General features: G+C 53.8%; 16 protein-coding genes and 2 pseudogenes. 12 read left to right on the top strand and 6 right to left on the bottom strand.

Annotated elements, in window-relative coordinates; translation table 11 throughout:
• The first annotated feature begins 10 nt into the window (after positions 1-10).
• Positions 11-220, top strand: a complete 210-nt coding sequence (locus AC1XYH_RS07900; RefSeq protein ID WP_483326060.1) for a KTSC domain-containing protein — start codon at positions 11-13, stop codon at positions 218-220.
• A gap of 182 nt (positions 221-402) precedes the next feature.
• Entirely contained in the window at positions 403-1,812 is a 1,410-nt protein-coding gene (locus tag AC1XYH_RS07895) for a DUF2130 domain-containing protein (protein WP_483326059.1), read from the top strand.
• A gap of 322 nt (positions 1,813-2,134) precedes the next feature.
• Here AC1XYH_RS07895 and AC1XYH_RS07890 read toward each other — a convergent pair whose 3' ends face one another.
• Positions 2,135-2,944 (bottom strand): hypothetical protein, encoded by an 810-nt coding sequence (locus tag AC1XYH_RS07890; RefSeq protein WP_483326058.1) that lies wholly within the window; start codon positions 2,942-2,944, stop codon positions 2,135-2,137.
• Positions 2,945-3,188: 244 nt separating this feature from the next.
• On the opposite strand from AC1XYH_RS07890, the gene AC1XYH_RS07885 reads away from it, so the two are divergent.
• A complete protein-coding gene (locus tag AC1XYH_RS07885; protein WP_483326057.1) occupies positions 3,189-4,244 on the top strand; it encodes a flavin monoamine oxidase family protein in 1,056 nt (351 codons plus the stop codon).
• A gap of 221 nt (positions 4,245-4,465) precedes the next feature.
• Here AC1XYH_RS07885 and AC1XYH_RS07880 read toward each other — a convergent pair whose 3' ends face one another.
• Entirely contained in the window at positions 4,466-5,047 is a 582-nt protein-coding gene (locus AC1XYH_RS07880; protein ID WP_483326056.1) for a hypothetical protein, read from the bottom strand.
• 226 nt (positions 5,048-5,273) lie between these two features.
• On the opposite strand from AC1XYH_RS07880, the gene AC1XYH_RS07875 reads away from it, so the two are divergent.
• Entirely contained in the window at positions 5,274-5,885 is a 612-nt protein-coding gene (locus tag AC1XYH_RS07875) for a LysE family translocator (protein WP_483326055.1), read from the top strand.
• Between the two features lie 127 nt (positions 5,886-6,012).
• Here the strand turns inward: AC1XYH_RS07875 and AC1XYH_RS07870 are convergent, their stop codons facing one another.
• Entirely contained in the window at positions 6,013-6,411 is a 399-nt protein-coding gene (locus AC1XYH_RS07870) for a RidA family protein (protein WP_483326054.1), read from the bottom strand.
• Between the two features lie 142 nt (positions 6,412-6,553).
• On the opposite strand from AC1XYH_RS07870, the pseudogene AC1XYH_RS07865 reads away from it, so the two are divergent.
• From AC1XYH_RS07865 to AC1XYH_RS07845, 5 genes and pseudogenes are all read left to right on the top strand, one after another.
• Positions 6,554-7,488, top strand: a pseudogene (locus tag AC1XYH_RS07865) (LysR family transcriptional regulator).
• A 3-nt stretch (positions 7,489-7,491) separates the two neighbouring features.
• Positions 7,492-7,845 (top strand): annotated as a pseudogene (locus AC1XYH_RS07860) (DUF1810 domain-containing protein); the annotation flags it as partial.
• A gap of 75 nt (positions 7,846-7,920) precedes the next feature.
• Entirely contained in the window at positions 7,921-8,547 is a 627-nt protein-coding gene (locus AC1XYH_RS07855) for a class I SAM-dependent methyltransferase (RefSeq protein ID WP_483326325.1), read from the top strand.
• A 170-nt stretch (positions 8,548-8,717) separates the two neighbouring features.
• Entirely contained in the window at positions 8,718-9,119 is a 402-nt protein-coding gene (locus tag AC1XYH_RS07850) for an antitoxin Xre/MbcA/ParS toxin-binding domain-containing protein (protein ID WP_483326053.1), read from the top strand.
• Positions 9,113-9,811 carry an RES family NAD+ phosphorylase gene (locus AC1XYH_RS07845; protein ID WP_483326052.1) on the top strand — a complete coding sequence of 233 codons (699 nt, stop codon included), beginning with the start codon at positions 9,113-9,115 and terminating at the stop codon, positions 9,809-9,811. The genes AC1XYH_RS07850 and AC1XYH_RS07845 overlap by 7 nt, the downstream gene beginning before the upstream one ends.
• A gap of 155 nt (positions 9,812-9,966) precedes the next feature.
• On the opposite strand, the gene AC1XYH_RS07840 is transcribed toward AC1XYH_RS07845, so the two are convergent.
• Positions 9,967-10,587: a DUF4142 domain-containing protein gene (locus AC1XYH_RS07840; RefSeq protein ID WP_483326051.1), complete on the bottom strand. Its 621-nt coding sequence runs from the start codon at positions 10,585-10,587 to the stop codon at positions 9,967-9,969.
• A 125-nt stretch (positions 10,588-10,712) separates the two neighbouring features.
• Positions 10,713-11,162, bottom strand: a complete 450-nt coding sequence (locus tag AC1XYH_RS07835) for a hypothetical protein (protein ID WP_483326050.1) — start codon at positions 11,160-11,162, stop codon at positions 10,713-10,715.
• Positions 11,163-11,350: 188 nt separating this feature from the next.
• On the opposite strand from AC1XYH_RS07835, the gene AC1XYH_RS07830 reads away from it, so the two are divergent.
• Positions 11,351-11,512, top strand: a complete 162-nt coding sequence (locus AC1XYH_RS07830; protein WP_483326049.1) for a hypothetical protein — start codon at positions 11,351-11,353, stop codon at positions 11,510-11,512.
• Positions 11,513-11,649: 137 nt separating this feature from the next.
• Complete coding sequence (locus AC1XYH_RS07825; RefSeq protein ID WP_483326048.1) at positions 11,650-12,951, top strand: serine hydrolase domain-containing protein; 1,302 nt, start codon at positions 11,650-11,652, stop codon at positions 12,949-12,951.
• Positions 12,952-13,016: 65 nt separating this feature from the next.
• On the opposite strand, the gene AC1XYH_RS07820 is transcribed toward AC1XYH_RS07825, so the two are convergent.
• A complete protein-coding gene (locus AC1XYH_RS07820) occupies positions 13,017-13,712 on the bottom strand; it encodes a DUF4197 domain-containing protein (protein WP_483326047.1) in 696 nt (231 codons plus the stop codon).
• Between the two features lie 91 nt (positions 13,713-13,803).
• Here AC1XYH_RS07820 and AC1XYH_RS07815 point away from each other — a divergent pair, with 91 nt between their 5' ends.
• Positions 13,804-16,314 (top strand): membrane-bound PQQ-dependent dehydrogenase, glucose/quinate/shikimate family, encoded by a 2,511-nt coding sequence (locus tag AC1XYH_RS07815; RefSeq protein ID WP_483326046.1) that lies wholly within the window; start codon positions 13,804-13,806, stop codon positions 16,312-16,314.
• The last annotated feature ends 284 nt before the right edge of the window (positions 16,315-16,598 follow it).

Genomic DNA, 16,598 nt, shown 5'->3' with positions numbered 1-16,598 from the left:
GGAAAGAATCATGGATATAGTAAGCGTTGATTCAAGCAACATAGCTACTGTTGGCTATGATGAAGACAGTTCTACACTTCAAGTTGAATTCCATAATGGCGGCATTTATCAGTATTTTGATGTGCCGGAAAATTTGTTCCTTCAATTACGTGATTCAGAATCCCCAGGAGGTTTCCTTGCGGCGAATATTAAAGGGAGCTATCGCTACTCCAAAGTATAAGAGAAGAGATAAAGAAGCCCAGGTTGGGTCATGCTCTTTGGTTGTTGAAAACAAGCGTATACGATTATTCGTACTTTGAGTTTCAATTAGGTCTTCTGTAAGAACTCTAATTGGAAATATCAAGCGTACCGGAGGTTCGCCGCTTATAATCCTGCGGAAAGAAGACTTTAGAAAGAGGCAATATGCACGAGATCATTTGTCCGCATTGTGGCAAAGCATTCAAGATTGATGAGGCTGGGTATGCTGATATCCTGAAGCAGGTTCGCGACAGCGATTTTGAGAAGCAGCTGCATGACCGGCTTGAGTTGGCTGAACAAGATAAGCGAAATGCCGTCGAGCTTGCTCAAACGAGGTTCACAAACGAATCTCAGAAAATTGTCTCAACGAAAGATGCTGAAATTCAGGAGCTCAAGGCCAAGCTGGGCGCGACCGATGTGGAAAAGAAGTTTGCTGTGGCAGAGGCTCTCAGCGCTGTGCAGAAAGAGCGTGATGCACTTGCGAATGAGCTCGTGCAGGCGAAATACGAAAAGCAGACTGTCTCCCAGCTAGCAGAGGTCACGCTTGAGAGCGAACGGCAAAAGGCCGCCGCTACTCTAAACGCAGAAACACAGAGCTTGAAGGCCAAGCTTGATGCGAGCGAGTTTGCCAAGAAGCTTGCAATCAACGAGGCAGTTGGGTTGCTTGAAAAGGAGCGCGACTCATTGAAGAGCGAAGTTCAGCGAGCGGAGCTGCAAAAGCAACTTGCTGAGACAGCACTTAAGGATAAATACGAGACACAGATCAAAGACCGTGACGATGCTATTGAGCGGCTCCGGGACATGAAGGTTCGCCTTTCGACTAAGATGGTTGGTGAAACTTTGGAGCAGCATTGCGAAACAGAGTTTAATCGCATAAGAGCCACAGCTTTCCCGAAGGCTTATTTTGAAAAGGACAACGACGCACGCACCGGTAGTAAGGGCGATTATATATTTCGCGATCTGGATGAGTCTGGTACAGAAATTGTATCAATCATGTTCGAAATGAAGAATGAAAGCGATCGTACATCGACGAAAAACAAGAACGAGGACTTCCTTAAGGAGCTAGACAAGGATCGCAATGAGAAGGAGTGCGAATATGCAGTTCTAGTCTCTTTGCTTGAGCCGGATAGCGAGCTTTACAACACGGGTATCGTTGACGTTTTTCATAGATTTCCCAAGATGTACGTTGTCCGTCCGCAGTTCTTTCTCTCAATGATCACGCTACTGCGCAATGCGGCGATGAATTCGCTTAAGTACAAAACCGAGCTGGCATTGGTCAAGGCGCAGAGCATCGATATCACCAACTTTGAGAATGAGCTTGATTCGTTCAAAACTGCATTCGCTAAAAATTATGATCTCGCTTCTAGACGCTTCCAGACCGCAATCGATGAGATAGACAAATCGATTGACCACTTGCAGAAGACCAAAGAGGCGTTAATCGGTACCGATCGGAACCTTCGCTTGGCGAATGACAAAGCGCAAGACGTGACGATCAAGAAGCTGAATCGAGGTAATCCAACGATGGCAGATAAATTCGCTGAACTAAAGAGGGTTGTGCCTCTGGACGGCGAGTAAGGGGAGTTGAGCGGTGGCTTGTGCTTTGCTCTCCTTTTCGGATACTGCTTATTACTTTATAATTTAATCAAATAGTTAGGTCCCAACATGGTTTCGGCGCTGGGCTTTACACAGTATGAGCCTTTGATTTTCAATGGTGTAAGAGTCATTGATTACCCTTATGAAATGCCTACGTATCAAGATAGAACATCCATTCAGCAGCCGACCTATAAATAATCAGGATTCGGTGAACATCAATCTCCCGTTGATAAAAAACCTGAGTAATGAGGGTTAGATGAAAATCAACATTCAAAAAGTGCTCATCTGGCCCCAGCTTTCTGCTTCAGCGGGTGGGGCCGCCGATCAACCATGCACGCTTCAGTAGTTCTTGCACCAAACGCTCCCTACTTTGCACAGAACACTGTTTTTTATGTTTCTCGAGAAAGAGGGTGCAGGCTACACCGCCTACCAAAAAAACAACCCCTAACACCATTACAAGTAAAATAATTATTGATATAGTTAGTGCGCTCCACCCAATGATATCGTCAATAATAGTTACAGAGTCAGTAATGAGTCTTTCTACATCAAAGAGCGAAGACTTAATGATGGCGATAGTGATGGCGGCCAAGGGTGGTAGCAATGATATCTTTATTAGTGGTTTAAGATTAAAAAAGCTTGAGAAAAGGCGATCACTTAAATAACGGCTCGATTGCTTGGACCTGATTTTGAAGTCCCTGACTTCGCTTAAACTCCTAATTAGCTCTAGGTATTGGTAGCTCTGCACTTTAAGCTCGCGGTTAATCCAATCAGTTTTATAGCGTTCAATTTTCTTCTTGTTATACGAGATTCCGGCCGCAAGTAGTTTCGCCTGGTGTATGCGTTTCGACCTTGGTATCGGTTCATATAGCCTCCACCAAACGACTAGTCCCAGAATCTCGAAGATTAACAAAGGAAGCAGGTACAGCGCTTGTGTCATCAAACCTGTTCCGATTACAAACGCGTAAGGAAGCGCACTTAAAAGCATGCCAGCGAAACAATATAGCGAAACGCGGCACTGCCAATGTTTAAGTCCTTCCCATGTGAAAGCGTAGTGAAATACCTCGGCATACCTTAAAGCTACCTCATCAAAATCATTCAATGCGATTCCGCTCACTAAAACACTCCTTTGTATATGTAAGTCCGGGTGAAGAGTAAGATCTCTACCGAATCCTGAAGCGCTTTGGGCTGCTCGGACCGTTTATTAGCTCCCTTGCGCTGGTACTTCTACACATATCCACCCGCAGGGCGAAGAGCAGATTGGGGGCAGATGAACAATCCTATGAGACTACTACTACGACGAAGATAGCGGAATTAATATTCACCGTAAATTTACTACCTTTTCCCCTCCGAGGTAACCCGTGACTGAACCCAGAATTGCCATTATCGGCGGCGGCTTGGCCGGGCTGTATGCCGCGTACCGGCTACGTCAGCAGGGCATCGCGTTTGATCTTTTTGAGACGCGCAATCGGCTAGGCGGCCGCATTCTGTCAACCGAATCAGGTGGCTTTGATCTTGGGCCTTCGTGGTTCTGGCCGGACTTTCAGTTGCGTATGCATAATCTGGTGTCTGAGTTGGGTTTACCGGTGTTTGAGCAATACACCGCCGGAGCGACCATGCTTGAGGACCGGGCCACGGGTGCTGTGCGCGGCGCGGGGTATCTACCGGGTAATACGTCGATGCGCGTTGAGGGCGGAACCAGTCAATTGGTGCGGGCACTCGCGGGCTTGTTGCCGCGAGAGCATGTGCACCTGAACGCTGAGCTGAAGGCCGTGCATATGGAAGAGCAGGGGTTGCGCCTTGTGTTTGCCGATACGCCAGGCCAGCTGCCTCTCTACTCGCATGTTTGGCTGGCGTTGCCACCTCGAATGACTGCGAGCATTCAATTCAGCCCATCGCTGCCCGAGCAGAATGTGCAGCGGCTGATGGCAGTACCCACCTGGATGGCTGGGCACGCGAAATATGTCGCGCGCTATGCCACGCCGTTTTGGCGTGAGACGGGGTTATCGGGTGATGCCTTCAGTCGTATTGGCCCCTTGGCGGAAATTCACGACGCGTGCAATGAACAGGGCGCTGCGTTGTTTGGCTTTTTCGGGGTTAATGCCGCGCAGCGGGCAGGCCTGAGTGCGCTTGAGCTTAAAGCTGCTTGCCGTGTTCAGATGGTGCGTTTGTTTGGTGAGCAGGCGGCAGAGCCGATTGACGATTCCGTTTACGACTGGGCGGCTGATCCCTATACGGCAACAGCGCAGGACCGTATCTCATCGGGCGAGCATGGTTCACTGGATTCCAGGTTTACGTTCGCACCGCCATGGACAGGCCGCGTGCAATTGATCGGGAGCGAGGCAGCGGTTGAGCAGGGCGGCTATATGGAAGGCGCCCTGGCTGCAGTAGAGAGGGTGTTGGCGGGGCTAAAATGACGACAAGTAAACACCCGGTGTAACGCTGCTGCGCTTGCCATTCTCTTAGCTGTTGACCTGGCGCCAGCTGGGCAAGGATATGGAAGTTTAAAAACCGATCACGCCACAAGTGGTTAACGAGAGAGCGCATTGCACCCTCTTTGTTCTGCTTATTGAAGCTGACCGGCTCGACCATTCTCTCTATATAGCAGTCATCTAAGGTCGGTTCCCCGAGTTGCTTATTAATAGCGCCCTGAACCTTGCTGGCGAATATCGCTGCCGTAGTTGCGGTGCTGATTTCGCTGCGGGCTCTGCTCATACTGCTGTGGCCTGGCGTTTCGCAGCATGCTGTCGCGGTTCCGAATCTGAGTTTCACGCTCGTAGGCACGCTGCTCCTTGTACCGCTGTTGTTGTGCGCGGTAATTTGGCCGTTGATATTGGTTATTTTGCTGCTGACTGGGGCGCTGGTGCTGCGGCCAACGATCTCGAAGCTGATTGTATTGATTGTGCCTGTTGTACCCGGGTTGCTGGCCATAACTGGGCTGTTGATATTGTTGCGGCAACTGATGCTGCCTCGGCTGCTGATGTTGTAGGCCGGGGTAATAGTTGTATTGCTGCACTTGACCCTGCTGGCCGTAGATGCGCGTGGATTGGCCATAGGTCTGCCGGTTTGGCTGTACGATGATTACCCGCGGCTGAGACTGGTATACCTGAGCATGCTGTTGAGGCGCAGAGTTGTAGGGGCTGGCATAGAGGTCGTTTGCACAGCCACTGAGTAACAGGCTTGAAATGCCAAAAAGGGCGACACTACGAAGTATGTTCATTTGACTGTCTCGCTTAGGCTGACCGTATTCATACCGGCGTCGGATGTATCCTGCAGCGCGGGAATTATTCATATGACAACAAAGTGAACGTAAAAACTGCGTTTTAAATGTAACTTTACATTGATTCATTCAGGCCACGCCGTTGGCAGGAGGCTATGGGCGTTGCCCAAGCCATGAACGGCAGAACGAAAATATCAGAGTAGTGAGGCTGCCATGGAACCAATACATGCAATTTGAAACCTGGTTGGTCTACGTTCTGGCGGTGATTGGTTTGTCTCTCTCACCGGGGCCTAACGGCCTGTTGGCGCTGAGCCATGGTGCCTTGTACGGTCGCCGCATGGCGCTCTACACCATCATCGGTGGTTGCGTTGGCTTTGTCATGGTGATCGCGGTGTCGATGTTTGGCATCGGGGCCTTACTCAAATCATCGCTGTTTTGGTTAAGCGTACTGAAATGGGTGGGCGGTTCTTATCTGGTCTGGCTTGGCATACAAATCTGGCGCTCCCCGCCCATAGGGCTACCCGCTCACACAACGGCGGTAGCCAAATCCGGTAGGGTGCTGTTTAGGCAGGGCTTGCTGGCTGCAGTCAGCAATCCCAAGGTGATTTTGTTCTTCGTCGCCTTTCTGCCCCAATTCATTGATCCGACTCGTAGCCTGTTGATCCAGTTTTCCGTGCTGGCGGGCACCTTCGCCGTCGTCGAGTTCAGTATCGAGTTGCTGGTAGCCAGCTTGGCGAGCCGAATCAGCATCTGGTTGACCCGGGTCGGGCGTCGATTCAATCAGGGCTGTGGCGCAGCGTTTATCGCTATTGGTATCGCGCTCCCACTGCGTACTTAATGCGCCATGCGATTGATCGTTGCTCGGATACAAATGCACGGCTTAACAGTGAGAAGGCGGGCTAGTTGATGCTATCTGCCAGCAAAGCGCTGACAGATAGCTTTTGGCGTTGCGCGCTAGAACAGCGTTACGCCTCAGGCAGCTTGGCAATGACTTTGATCTCAAAGTCGAACCCAGCCAGCCAAGTCACACCCACGCAGGTAATGTTGGGGTAGGGCGCTGCGCCCCAATGCTCTTTCACTACTGTAGGCCAGATAGTTTCGAAGCGTGATTGCGGGTCGACGATAAACACGGTCACGTCTACCACATCGTCAAAGCTGCTGCCGGCCGCTTCCAGGATGGCATTCAGGTTCTTGAACGCCAGCGCTACCTGATCCAGCAGGTCTGCCTCGGGTGTGCCGTCTGCCTTGCTACCCACCTGCCCGGAGACGAATAGAAAGCCGTTGGAGCGAATGGCCGGCGAGTAATGGTGTTGCTCGTACAGGGCATGGCGTCCGGCGGGAAAGACTACGTCACGTTTGCTCATAACTACCTCTTCATTGGATTGTGGCGGGCTTGTTAAAGCCCGATGAGCAAACTTTAGGCGCTTGTGCGGGCGCGATAAACGCGCAACAGTAGCCTTCACTGTTTGTGAATCCCAAACAATACGCTGGTTAGCCGAGGCGAAAATGGACCGTTTTGATGCGATGCAGGCCTTTGCCAGAGTGGTGGAGGCGGGTAGTTTTACCAAGGCAGCTGAAACCCTGCACATGAGCAAGACGACCGTTACCCAGCTGGTGCAGCAGCTGGAAGCCCGACTGCGTGTCAAGTTGCTGAACCGTACAACTCGCAAGGTTAACGTGACTGCCGATGGCGCGGTTTACTACGAGCGGGTGATAAAGCTGCTGGCTGAGATGGAAGACGCTGAAACCAGCATCTCCTGTGCTTCGGCGTTGCCCAGAGGACGGCTGCGCGTCGACGTGCCCAGTCCGCTGGCGAGTATGGTTCTGGTACCTGCTCTGCCTTCCTTCTACCAGCGTTACCCTGATATCCAGATTGATATGGGCGTGAGTGATCGGGTGGTGGATATGATCGATGAAAACGTAGATTGCGTGGTGGCGAGCTAACGGATCTGTCGTTGATGGCTCGCAGGGTAGGTGATCTTGAACTGGGTGTGTTTGCCGCGCCCAGTTACTTAGAGCAATTTGGCACCCCGTTGCACCCGCAAGAGCTCGAAGGCACGCATCATCGTACCGTTGGTTTTTTATGGGCTCGCACTGGCCGGGCGCTGCCCTATGCCATGCGCAACAACACCGAGCAGCTGCACATCAAGGGCCAGCATATGCTGTCTGTGGACGACGGTGTTGCCTTCCTCGCAGCGGGTCTTGCCGGTCTCGGTGTGCTCTGGTTGCCCAAATATATGTCTCGTACACACGAGGCGGAGGGCAAGCTGGTGCCGCTATTTAAAAATTGGACGCTGGAGCCCATGCCGCTCTATGTGGCTTACCCGCCAAACCGGCATATCAGCCTGAAGCTGCGGGTTTTTATTGATTGGGTTGCCGAGCTGATGGCAGAGCACGCGCCCGTTGCCGACCGCCGCCCCAAGCCAACTGGAGACCTGTAGCTCATGCCCGACCAATACAAACTGCAACGCTTTCTCGATGCCCAAACTGACACTTACAATCACGCGCTGGACGAGCTGAAGGCTGGCCGCAAACAAACCCATTGGATGTGGTTTGTATTCCCGCAGTTGACGGGGCTGGGGCGCAGTGATACTGCGCAGCGCTACGCCATAAGCGATCTTGATGAAGCGAGCGCTTATGCCGCGCATCCGGTGCTCGGCCCAAGGCTGGAGGCTTGCGCACAGGCCTTGCTTGGCTGGCGGGAGCGCACGGCGGCGCAGATTCTAGGCTCGCCTGATGATATAAAGCTTCGCTCCAGTATGACTTTGTTCGCGCTGGCCGTGCCGCAAAATCCGGTTTTTACGGAGGTGCTCAAGGTGTTTTTTTCCGGTGAGCAAGATGAAGGAACGCTGGAGTTAGCTCAAGCAGGGCGAGTGTCGGGCGGGCGGGATGAACTGGCGCGGCTGGCCCAACTAACCTTGCAGCATTATCAGCACAACGCAGAAAGCTTTCGAGAAGGGACACGCGATCACGATGTGAGCCAGAACATGAATGCCCTGCTGCGGCATATTCAGGCGCCAGCACCCTTGCAGATTCTGGATGTGGGTTGTGGGCCGGGGCGTGACTTGCAGCGTTTTACCGCCCTTGGCCATCACGCGACGGGGCTGGATGGGTGCGAGCGCTTTGTGGCCATGGCCCGCGAAGACAGCGGATGCGAAGTGTGGCTACAAGACTTTTTGGCGCTGGATCTGCCAGGGCAGCGCTTTGATGGCATTTTTGCCAATGCCGCGCTCTTTCATATCCCGAGCCGCAAACTGCCTGCTGCGCTGCGGCAGTTACATCAGAGCCTCAAGCCAGGCGGCGTGTTGTTTAGCTCCAATCCACGGGGTGACGATCAGGAAGGCTGGACCGGCGACCGTTACGCGGCTTATTACCGCTTGGAAACCTGGCAGGCGCTAATGCAGGCTGCGGGTTTTAGCGAGTTGGAGCACTTTTACCGGCCAGCGGGGTTGCCGCGCGAGCAGCAGCCCTGGTTAGCGAGCGTTTGGCGGCGGCAGTGAACTAGGCCGCCATTCAGTCATTAGCTGGGCTTGAGCAAGCCACTTATGACGGCCTAGCAGCATGGGCTAGGTATTCAGGCGTAGACCGTCACTTGGCAACAAGCATGTATTTGAAAATACCTATTTACAGGTATAGTATTTGTAGGTACATGCTTAATGTGGATGTAAACATGCTGAAGCTGACCGCTACCGCCCCCGAAAAAACCACCGCTGCCACCGGCCTGCGCGCTGCCGTTGCCATCCTCGATAAGTGGGGTGCCACCGGGGAGCAGGGGGAGGCAATACTGCGGGTCTCGCACAGTACCTATGCTCGCGCAAAGCGTACGGATGGCCTGGCGGCGATTAATCTGGATCGCGATCAGCTTACCCGCGTTAGCTTCGTGCTGAACATGCACGGCGCGTTGCGCACGGTGTTTGATAATCCGGAAAACATCTACGGTTTTATGCGCATGCCTAACGAGAACGCCTTCTTTCTTGGCCGGTCGCCGCTTGAGGTGATGGGCAGCGGCGATATAGTCGCGGTGTATGAAACCTTCCGGCGCCTTGATGTGCTGCGTGGCAGCCAGTGGTAACGGCGGGTAGCCTCAAGGCACTGCCCGCAGCGGATATACGCGCTTACCGCTTGGTGAACTCCAAGTTTCCGCCGATTGCGATCTTTGATGACGTGGCCAGCGCGGACGAGTTTGAGTCACTTTATGCGCTGCAGGCACTCACTAATCCTCGGCTTGCCAATCAGGCCGGGCGGTTGGAGCTGATCCCGCGCGCGGATATTCCCTTCGGCATTCCCGGTTGTTCTTACGCGGCGGCGCCCTTTACCCACGTAAACCCCGATGGCTCGCGTTTCAGCGATGGCTCATTTGGGGTTTTATACCTGGCCGACAGCATGGAAACAGCCTTGGCCGAAGTGCGGCATCACCAGCAGACCTACTGGTCGCGCGTGCCGGACCTGCGCTATGAGCGCTTTGTGTTTCGCGGGCTCACCACGCGCTTTGATGAGACCGGTACGCTGGATGCCTTGGCCGTGCCGCGTCATGACGCCATCTATTCGCCCACCGATTACAGTGCGTCGCGGCTGCTGGGGCAGGGCGCTATAAAGGCGACTGCTGCTGCAATACGCTTTCATTCTGTGCGCCAACCTGAAGGTACTTGCTGGGGTTTGTTTACGCCACGGCAGGTAACCTCGGTGGTGCAGACAGCGCATTACGAGATGATCTGGAGCGGGGAGATCGCTGCGGTGCACAAACTTTCTACACAGATAGGTTAGGCGGCATTCCGACATCGTCACGTTGCGACCCCGGAGGCGAGCGCTGTGCACAACAACAGCAAAGCGTATCGCCTGGGGTTAAAGCTGAAGGCGAGCGGCTTAGAGCATAAAAAAACCCGGCGCGATGCCGGGTTATATTCACGTACAACTGAGGCTTATTCTGCATCGGCGCGCTCACGGGACAGTTTTTTCGCCATGTCCAGATGCGCTTCCAATCCGGATAACGCTTTTTCCGCCAAAGCGCTGACTTCCTGATCACGGCTTTGCTGCGCGCTTTTGAATAGCTCTATGCTTCGCTGGTGCTCGGTTATCTGGCTGTTGAGATAAGCCGCATCAAAGGACTCGCCATCGCGCCGCTCTAATATCCACTGTTTGCCTTGATCAACCAGGCTGGCATCGGTGGATACTTCAATGTCCAAGCGTTTTGCGAGGGCGGTGAGCTGTTCATTCAAGGCAGTGTGATCATCCAACACTGTCTGCGCAAATACACGAATGTCGGGCGAGCCCTCTTTCAAGGCAACCTTGGCACCTTCTATGGCAGCTATGTTGTTAGCCGTGGCTTTCTCAAAAAATGTCTCCAGATCCTCACCTTGCAGATAGTCCGAGTTTTCAGCGTCCATGCCTTCGGAGTCATTCGGCTCAGCTTCTTGCTGCATCTGTTGATTGCCATCACTGAGCGCGTGAGGCTGCTCGTCACTGGTGGCGTATGCAGTTAAAGCCGTGCAACCCAATAGCATTGCGGCAGCTGTCGCACAGGCAATAGGTAAATTTTTCATAGTCTTATCCTCTGTTCGGCATCAGCAGGTGTCCTACGCCATGGCTATCGTTCGGATAGAACCTTGAGTTTGCCGAGATAATTATCTCAAGCGCCACTCTAGAGCAGCGCTCGAGACAGTCGTTACTAAGGCGCGGTAGCTCCGGAGGTTCCTGTCGCGCCGCCACCGGCCGGACCGGGCCGTGTTCCCATTCCAGTGCCAGTGCCTGAGTTAGTTCCGGCTCCATTACCCATGTCGGTGCCAGGTCTGGTGCCATTACTCGTACCCGTAGCTCCGCCAGCGCCATTATTGATAGTGCCCGTGCCCGCTGGGTGTGTACTCCGGTTACTCTGGTCACGATCATCGGTCTGGATGTTGTCCAACCGTTTTTGGCGAGCGTCATCCATAGCATCACCCGCATCATGCTCTATCACATTGGTGCGGCTTTCAGCCGAATTTTGTGAGCTGGACGTGGCATTGCTGGTATTACGATCCATTGTTGGGGCGTTGTCATATTCGGTCGCGACAGCCGACAGGCTGCTAGCGAGGGCGACTGAAAATAGCGCTGAACTTAGTAGTTTGAGCTTGGTGTTCATCACATTCTCCTGAAGGCATTGGGTGTGCAAGGTCTGGGCGTGCATAACTGTAGAGCCCGGAGGCTGGGTAGTAGTTCAAGGTTTTTCGTCAGGGAGCGGCGTTGGATCGCCGCATTAAATCGAACCTCTTGGCTATTGTGTTATCACAACTACAGGGCCACTCCATTTTGGCCCACCAGGAGATAACCATGACAACTGATCAAAAGCATCCCGGTGAAAACGACCTGCCCCACAAGCCCACACCCGAAGAGGATGTGCCGCATACCAAGTGGGAAGGTGAAGTGAATAGCGAGAACCTTAAAGAAGTGGACGCGGGTGAAATTGCTAAAAAGGTAAAGGAAGACGACTGACCGCGCAGGCATTCATTTCGCTTATGGGCACCTAATCTTGTTGGCGTGGCAGCTGCCGATCACTTGCATTGCGGTTGAGTGCTGATTAGCTTCAAGGAAAGCTTACTCACACAACAACAAAACAGGATTGGCTAGCTATGTTCAACGCAGTCGGTTTCGCAGCGCGCCACTCGCGCGTTCTTTTTGCGTCGGAAGAGAAAGGTGCTCCCAGCTTTCCAAGTTCAGCCAGCATTCCACTGGCTGAACTGCGTTATATGCAGGGTTTTCCTGCGCCAGCTGATAAACAGATCAACCGCTCGGATTATCTAGTCGAGTACCCCAAGGTACGGTGGGCATTCCAGCATATGCGCGAGCTAATACCTTCTCGTCAGATTGGACGAGGGCATGGCCCGGTAACGGCATTACCCGCGAGCGCAGATATTTCAGCGAAAATTGATGCGCTGTCTATCGAGATGCTGGACGGTGAAAGTATCAGCTTTGCCGAATTCCTTGACCGTTCTTACGCCGACGCCATGCTGATCATCCATCAGGGCAAGGTGGTCTACGAATCCTACCCAAACATGGCAGATGCGCAGAGCCCCCACATGCTCTGGTCGGTCACCAAATCTTTCACCGGCCTAATTGCCAATATGTTGAGCCTGGAAGGCCTGCTGGACCTTAATTCACAGGTAACTGACCACATTCCCGAACTGGCTGAATCGGGCTGGGCCGGTGCGACAGTGCAACAGGTATTGGATATGACCGCGGATGTGAAGTATTCAGAGGTGTACGCCGATGGCACTTCTGATGTCATTCACTACGGTTTATCGGCGGGCATTACTCAGTCCTCACAATGGACGGGGCCAACCAGTCTTTATGATTACTTGCCATCCGTTGGCACCGCTCGTGGGCATGGTGAGCATTTTGCTTATCGCACTGTGCATACCGAGGTGCTGGGCTGGATCATCCGCCGCGTGAGCGGTAAAGAGCTGGCCCAGCAAATCAACGAGCGAATCTGGAGCAAACTGGGTGCCGAGCAAGACGCCTATATTTTGCTGGATGCCAAAGGCACCGAGTGGGCAGGAGCCGGCCTGAACGCGAGCTTGCGAGACCTTGGCCGCTTTGCGGAAATGTTACGGCTTGGTGGGCATTACAATGGCCAGCAAGTCGTGCCGGCAGAACTGATTACCGAAATACAGCGCGGTGGCGACCGTGACGCGTTTGCACGTTTTGGTCGTAAAGGTATGGATGGCTACTCCTACCACAACCAATGGTGGGTCTCGCATAACCCCGATGAGGTGTTTGAAGCCATGGGTGTGCACGGCCAGTTAGTGCATGTAAATTCAGCCGCGGAGCTAAGTTTGGTCAGGTTGGGGTCGCACCCGGTCGCGTCTAACGACTTTACTTATGAGATGACTCGTCGGGTCACCTCGGCACTGGCAGATTTGTTGCGAGGGTAAATAGCAAAGCGCCGCACTTGATAATGCGGCGCTGTCGATGCGGTAGATATTTGCTTATCTCGCTATTAGAGACTGCCGAATACCTTTTTAGCCAGGTTGGTAGCCGCCTCAGTTGGGTTGCTACGAATATCCGCTTCCTGCTCAGCGATCATCTCAAACAGACCATCAAGGGTGCGCTCGGTTACATAACTCTCAATGTTGGCGGCGTCGCTATCAACCACACCGAAGCTTGAGGCCTGCGAGGCGAACGTGTTGTATTGCTGGGCCAGTCCAACCTGGTCCGTGGCGTTTTTAACCACCGGTAGGAATAGAGCGCGAATCTGGTCGCGGCTGCTGCTTTCAAGATAGCGGGTGGCTGAATCGCTTGGGCCGGTCAAAACAGACTTTGCATCCTGCACACTCATCTTGCTGATGGCATCTACCAGCAGCGTCTGCGCTTGCGGTACTGCGGCTTCTGCCGCTTTGTTCATGCTGTCCTCGAGCTGGGTAATCTGACCGCCCATGCCCATCATCTTCAAGGTGCGCGACGCCTTGCCAAGGTTGCCGGGCAACTCAATACGCACATCCCGGTTATCGCTGAAACCGCCCGGAGCACTTAGCTCTTTTACGGCCATTTCGGCGCCTTGGGTCAGCGCGTCTTTCAAGCCTGCACTGGCATCCTGCTGACTCAAGTCGGAAAGCGAAAATGCACTTGCCGAGGTAGAAAGCAGAGCGGTGAATAACGCAGCGAAAAGTACAGAAAAGGGCATCAAACGGAGCATGGCAAGCCTCTGGAATAGTCAATGTAAAGCCAGAGCTTAGCTCATCAGCTACACTGGCGGCATTGAAACATTCGGAAATATTGGAGGAACTATGTTGCGTACCGTACTTGCCTTGCTGGTACTGCTCTGTGCCCTTGTTTGTATTGCAGGTGGCGCTTGGCTCGGTCTTTTAGGGGGCAGTTGGTTTTATCTACTGCTCGGCTTGCTGCTAGTTGCTGCTGGCGGCCTGTTGCTGGCCGGTCGTGCTGTGGGGATGATGGTCTACGCCGTAGCGCTTTTGGCAACACTTGCGTGGTCTGTATGGGAAGTCGGCTTCGATTGGTGGGCGCTCGCTCCCCGCGGCGGCCTACTGGTCGGACTAGGGCTGTTGCTGCTGATACCGTCAGTGCGCCGCAGCATGCGTTACAAAACCAGCCAGATTGCCTATACCGGCATGTTGGGGCTTTCTTTGCTGGTGGCCGCTGGCGTAGCGGGTTATGCCTTGACCCAACAGCAAGGAATCATGGGCGCATTCAGTGAAGAGCGCATGGCATCAGCCATTAGCACTCAGGTAGGTGCGGACGCAGTGCCAGATGGCGAGTGGCACGCTTATGGCCGCACAGCCGCAGGCCAGCGTTTCTCGCCACTGGATCAGATCACCCCCAACAATGTGAACGACCTGCAAGAAGCATGGCGCTACAACACCGGCCAAGTGCGCGATGGGAGTGATCCAGGTGAGACCACCTATGAAGTGACACCACTGGTGGTGGATGATCGCATGTACATCTGCACACCTTTCGGCACCGTTATCACACTGGATCCAACGACCGGCGAAGAGCTATGGCGCTTTGATCCAGAACTCAAACAACCCCCCACCGTAACCACCCAGCACATGACTTGCCGGGGGGTGTCTTACCATGATGCTGGGCCGGATGCAGAGCAGGGCGTTACGACTAATAACGACAGCGTAAGCGATGCAGAGCGACTGCAGATGAGCGTAGCTGAGGTGACGTCTAAAGCGGCGGGTGTAGCTCAGAATGTGGCTGCAGGGCAGGCGATGTCTGGCGATCCAAACCCGAAGGTGAAACGCGATGCAGGCTACGCGGGTGCAGCGGGCAACTGTCGTCAACGCTTGTTTGTGCCTACGTCGGATGGACGTTTGATTGCAATCAGCGCCATTAATGGCAGCATCTGCCCTGGTTTTGGTGGTGATGATGGCACCATCAACCTGTGGGCCAATATGCCCAACGTAACGCCGGGCTCTTATTACTCGACTTCGCCGCCGGTGGTGACCGATAAGGTGATCATCGTGGGCGGGGCAGTCAACGACAACGCCTCTACTACCTCACCTTCTGGGGTGATCCGCGCATTCGACATCTTCACCGGTGATCTGGTATGGAATTTCGACAGCAAGAAACCGGATAACACAGCACCGATCGCCGAAGACGAGACCTATTCAGAGAACGCACCCAACTCCTGGAGCGTATCCAGTTACGATCCCGAGCTAGATATTATCTATCTGCCGATGGGCAATCAGTCTCCAGACCAGTTTGGTGGCAACCGCAGTGAGGCTGTGGAGAAGTACTCATCATCCATATTGGCGCTTCACGCTAGTACCGGCAAAGTGGCCTGGGTATTTCAGACCGTGCATCACGACCTCTGGGACTACGACGTGCCAGCTCAACCGAGCCTGGTGGATCTGACTATTCAAGGCCAACGTATCAAAGCTTTGGTCGCAGCCACCAAACAGGGCGAGATCTACGTGTTGAACCGGGTAACCGGTGAGCCCGTGCTGCCGGTAACCGAGGAGCCAGTACCGCAGGGCGCAGCCAAGGGTGACTTTACCGCGCCGACGCAACCGGTCTCGGCTATCTCGTTCAACCCGCCAACCCTCACTGGCAAGGATATGTGGGGCGCGACCCTGCTAGACCAAATGGCTTGCCGCATCCAGTTCCAGCAGTTGCATTATGAAGGTCGTTTCACGGCACCATCGGAGCAGGGCACCTTGGTGTATCCCGGCAATTTTGGCGTCTTCAACTGGGGCTCGGTAGCGATCGATCCTGACCGTCAGATCATGTTCGCTATGCCGGTCTACCTGGCATTCACTTCCCAGCTGATGCCGCGGGGTAACGACACTAGCCGCTTCGTCACTAAAGATGGCGAGCCGATCATCAACGAAAACTTCGGCGCGCCTTACGCGACCAGCATGGCGCCCTTTATGTCGCCCGTTGGTTTGCCATGCCAGCAGCCATCCTGGGGTTATGTAGCAGGCGTTGATCTCACCACCGGCGAGACCCGCTATCAGCGCGTGAATGGCACAGTGCGCGATCTGGCACCTATTCCGCTGCCGTTCAAGATGGGCGTTCCGGGCATTGGCGGCCCGATAGTTACACGCGGTGGCGTGGCCTTCCTCAGTGGAACCATGGACTACTATGTGCGCGGTTATGATCTGCGTACCGGTGAGGAGCGCTGGAAATCTCGCTTGCCAGCTGGCGGCCAGGCAACCCCGTCGACCTATTTGGGCGCTGATGGCAGGCAGTATTTGGTAGTGGTTGCCGGCGGCCATGGCTCAACCGGTACCAAAGCCGGCGACGCCATCATTGCTTACGCCTTGCCGGAGTAAAGGGTCGCTAGATCGGCTTGGCATGTGAATAGTTGGCTTGCCGCAACGAGTCGACTGTTCATCGGTGCCGAGGTGGGTTCCGCTCAAGCGCGCTTGTAGGCCAAGCCTCTCTCTGCACATGAGGCTTTAGTCTAAGAATGCATAGAACAGCCATATAAATACCAAAATAAGTGATTTTTATCAGTGGCTTATATTGGTTGTTTAATCAATATTCCGCGATCTAAAAAAGCTGCACTACGCCGCACTCTACCAAAGTCTTAGTCTCTTACCACCCAACTGGGTGC

It is taken from the genome of Pseudomonas sp. GW-45 (assembly GCF_056896675.1).
Note: the sequence above shows the minus strand (reverse complement) of the source record. Positions and strands in the feature narration are given on the sequence as shown.

Coding starts and splice junctions, on each gene's coding strand:
- AC1XYH_RS07900 (WP_483326060.1), top strand. CDS start 11: ATGGATATAGTAAGCGTTGATTCAAGCAACATAGCTACTGTTGGCTAT.
- AC1XYH_RS07895 (WP_483326059.1), top strand. CDS start 403: ATGCACGAGATCATTTGTCCGCATTGTGGCAAAGCATTCAAGATTGAT.
- AC1XYH_RS07880 (WP_483326056.1), bottom strand. CDS start 5,047: ATGAACATACTTCGTAGTGTCGCCCTTTTTGGCATTTCAAGCCTGTTA.
- AC1XYH_RS07875 (WP_483326055.1), top strand. CDS start 5,274: ATGCAATTTGAAACCTGGTTGGTCTACGTTCTGGCGGTGATTGGTTTG.
- AC1XYH_RS07870 (WP_483326054.1), bottom strand. CDS start 6,411: ATGAGCAAACGTGACGTAGTCTTTCCCGCCGGACGCCATGCCCTGTAC.
- AC1XYH_RS07850 (WP_483326053.1), top strand. CDS start 8,718: ATGCTGAAGCTGACCGCTACCGCCCCCGAAAAAACCACCGCTGCCACC.
- AC1XYH_RS07840 (WP_483326051.1), bottom strand. CDS start 10,587: ATGAAAAATTTACCTATTGCCTGTGCGACAGCTGCCGCAATGCTATTG.
- AC1XYH_RS07835 (WP_483326050.1), bottom strand. CDS start 11,162: ATGAACACCAAGCTCAAACTACTAAGTTCAGCGCTATTTTCAGTCGCC.
- AC1XYH_RS07830 (WP_483326049.1), top strand. CDS start 11,351: ATGACAACTGATCAAAAGCATCCCGGTGAAAACGACCTGCCCCACAAG.
- AC1XYH_RS07825 (WP_483326048.1), top strand. CDS start 11,650: ATGTTCAACGCAGTCGGTTTCGCAGCGCGCCACTCGCGCGTTCTTTTT.
- AC1XYH_RS07820 (WP_483326047.1), bottom strand. CDS start 13,712: ATGCTCCGTTTGATGCCCTTTTCTGTACTTTTCGCTGCGTTATTCACC.
- AC1XYH_RS07815 (WP_483326046.1), top strand. CDS start 13,804: ATGTTGCGTACCGTACTTGCCTTGCTGGTACTGCTCTGTGCCCTTGTT.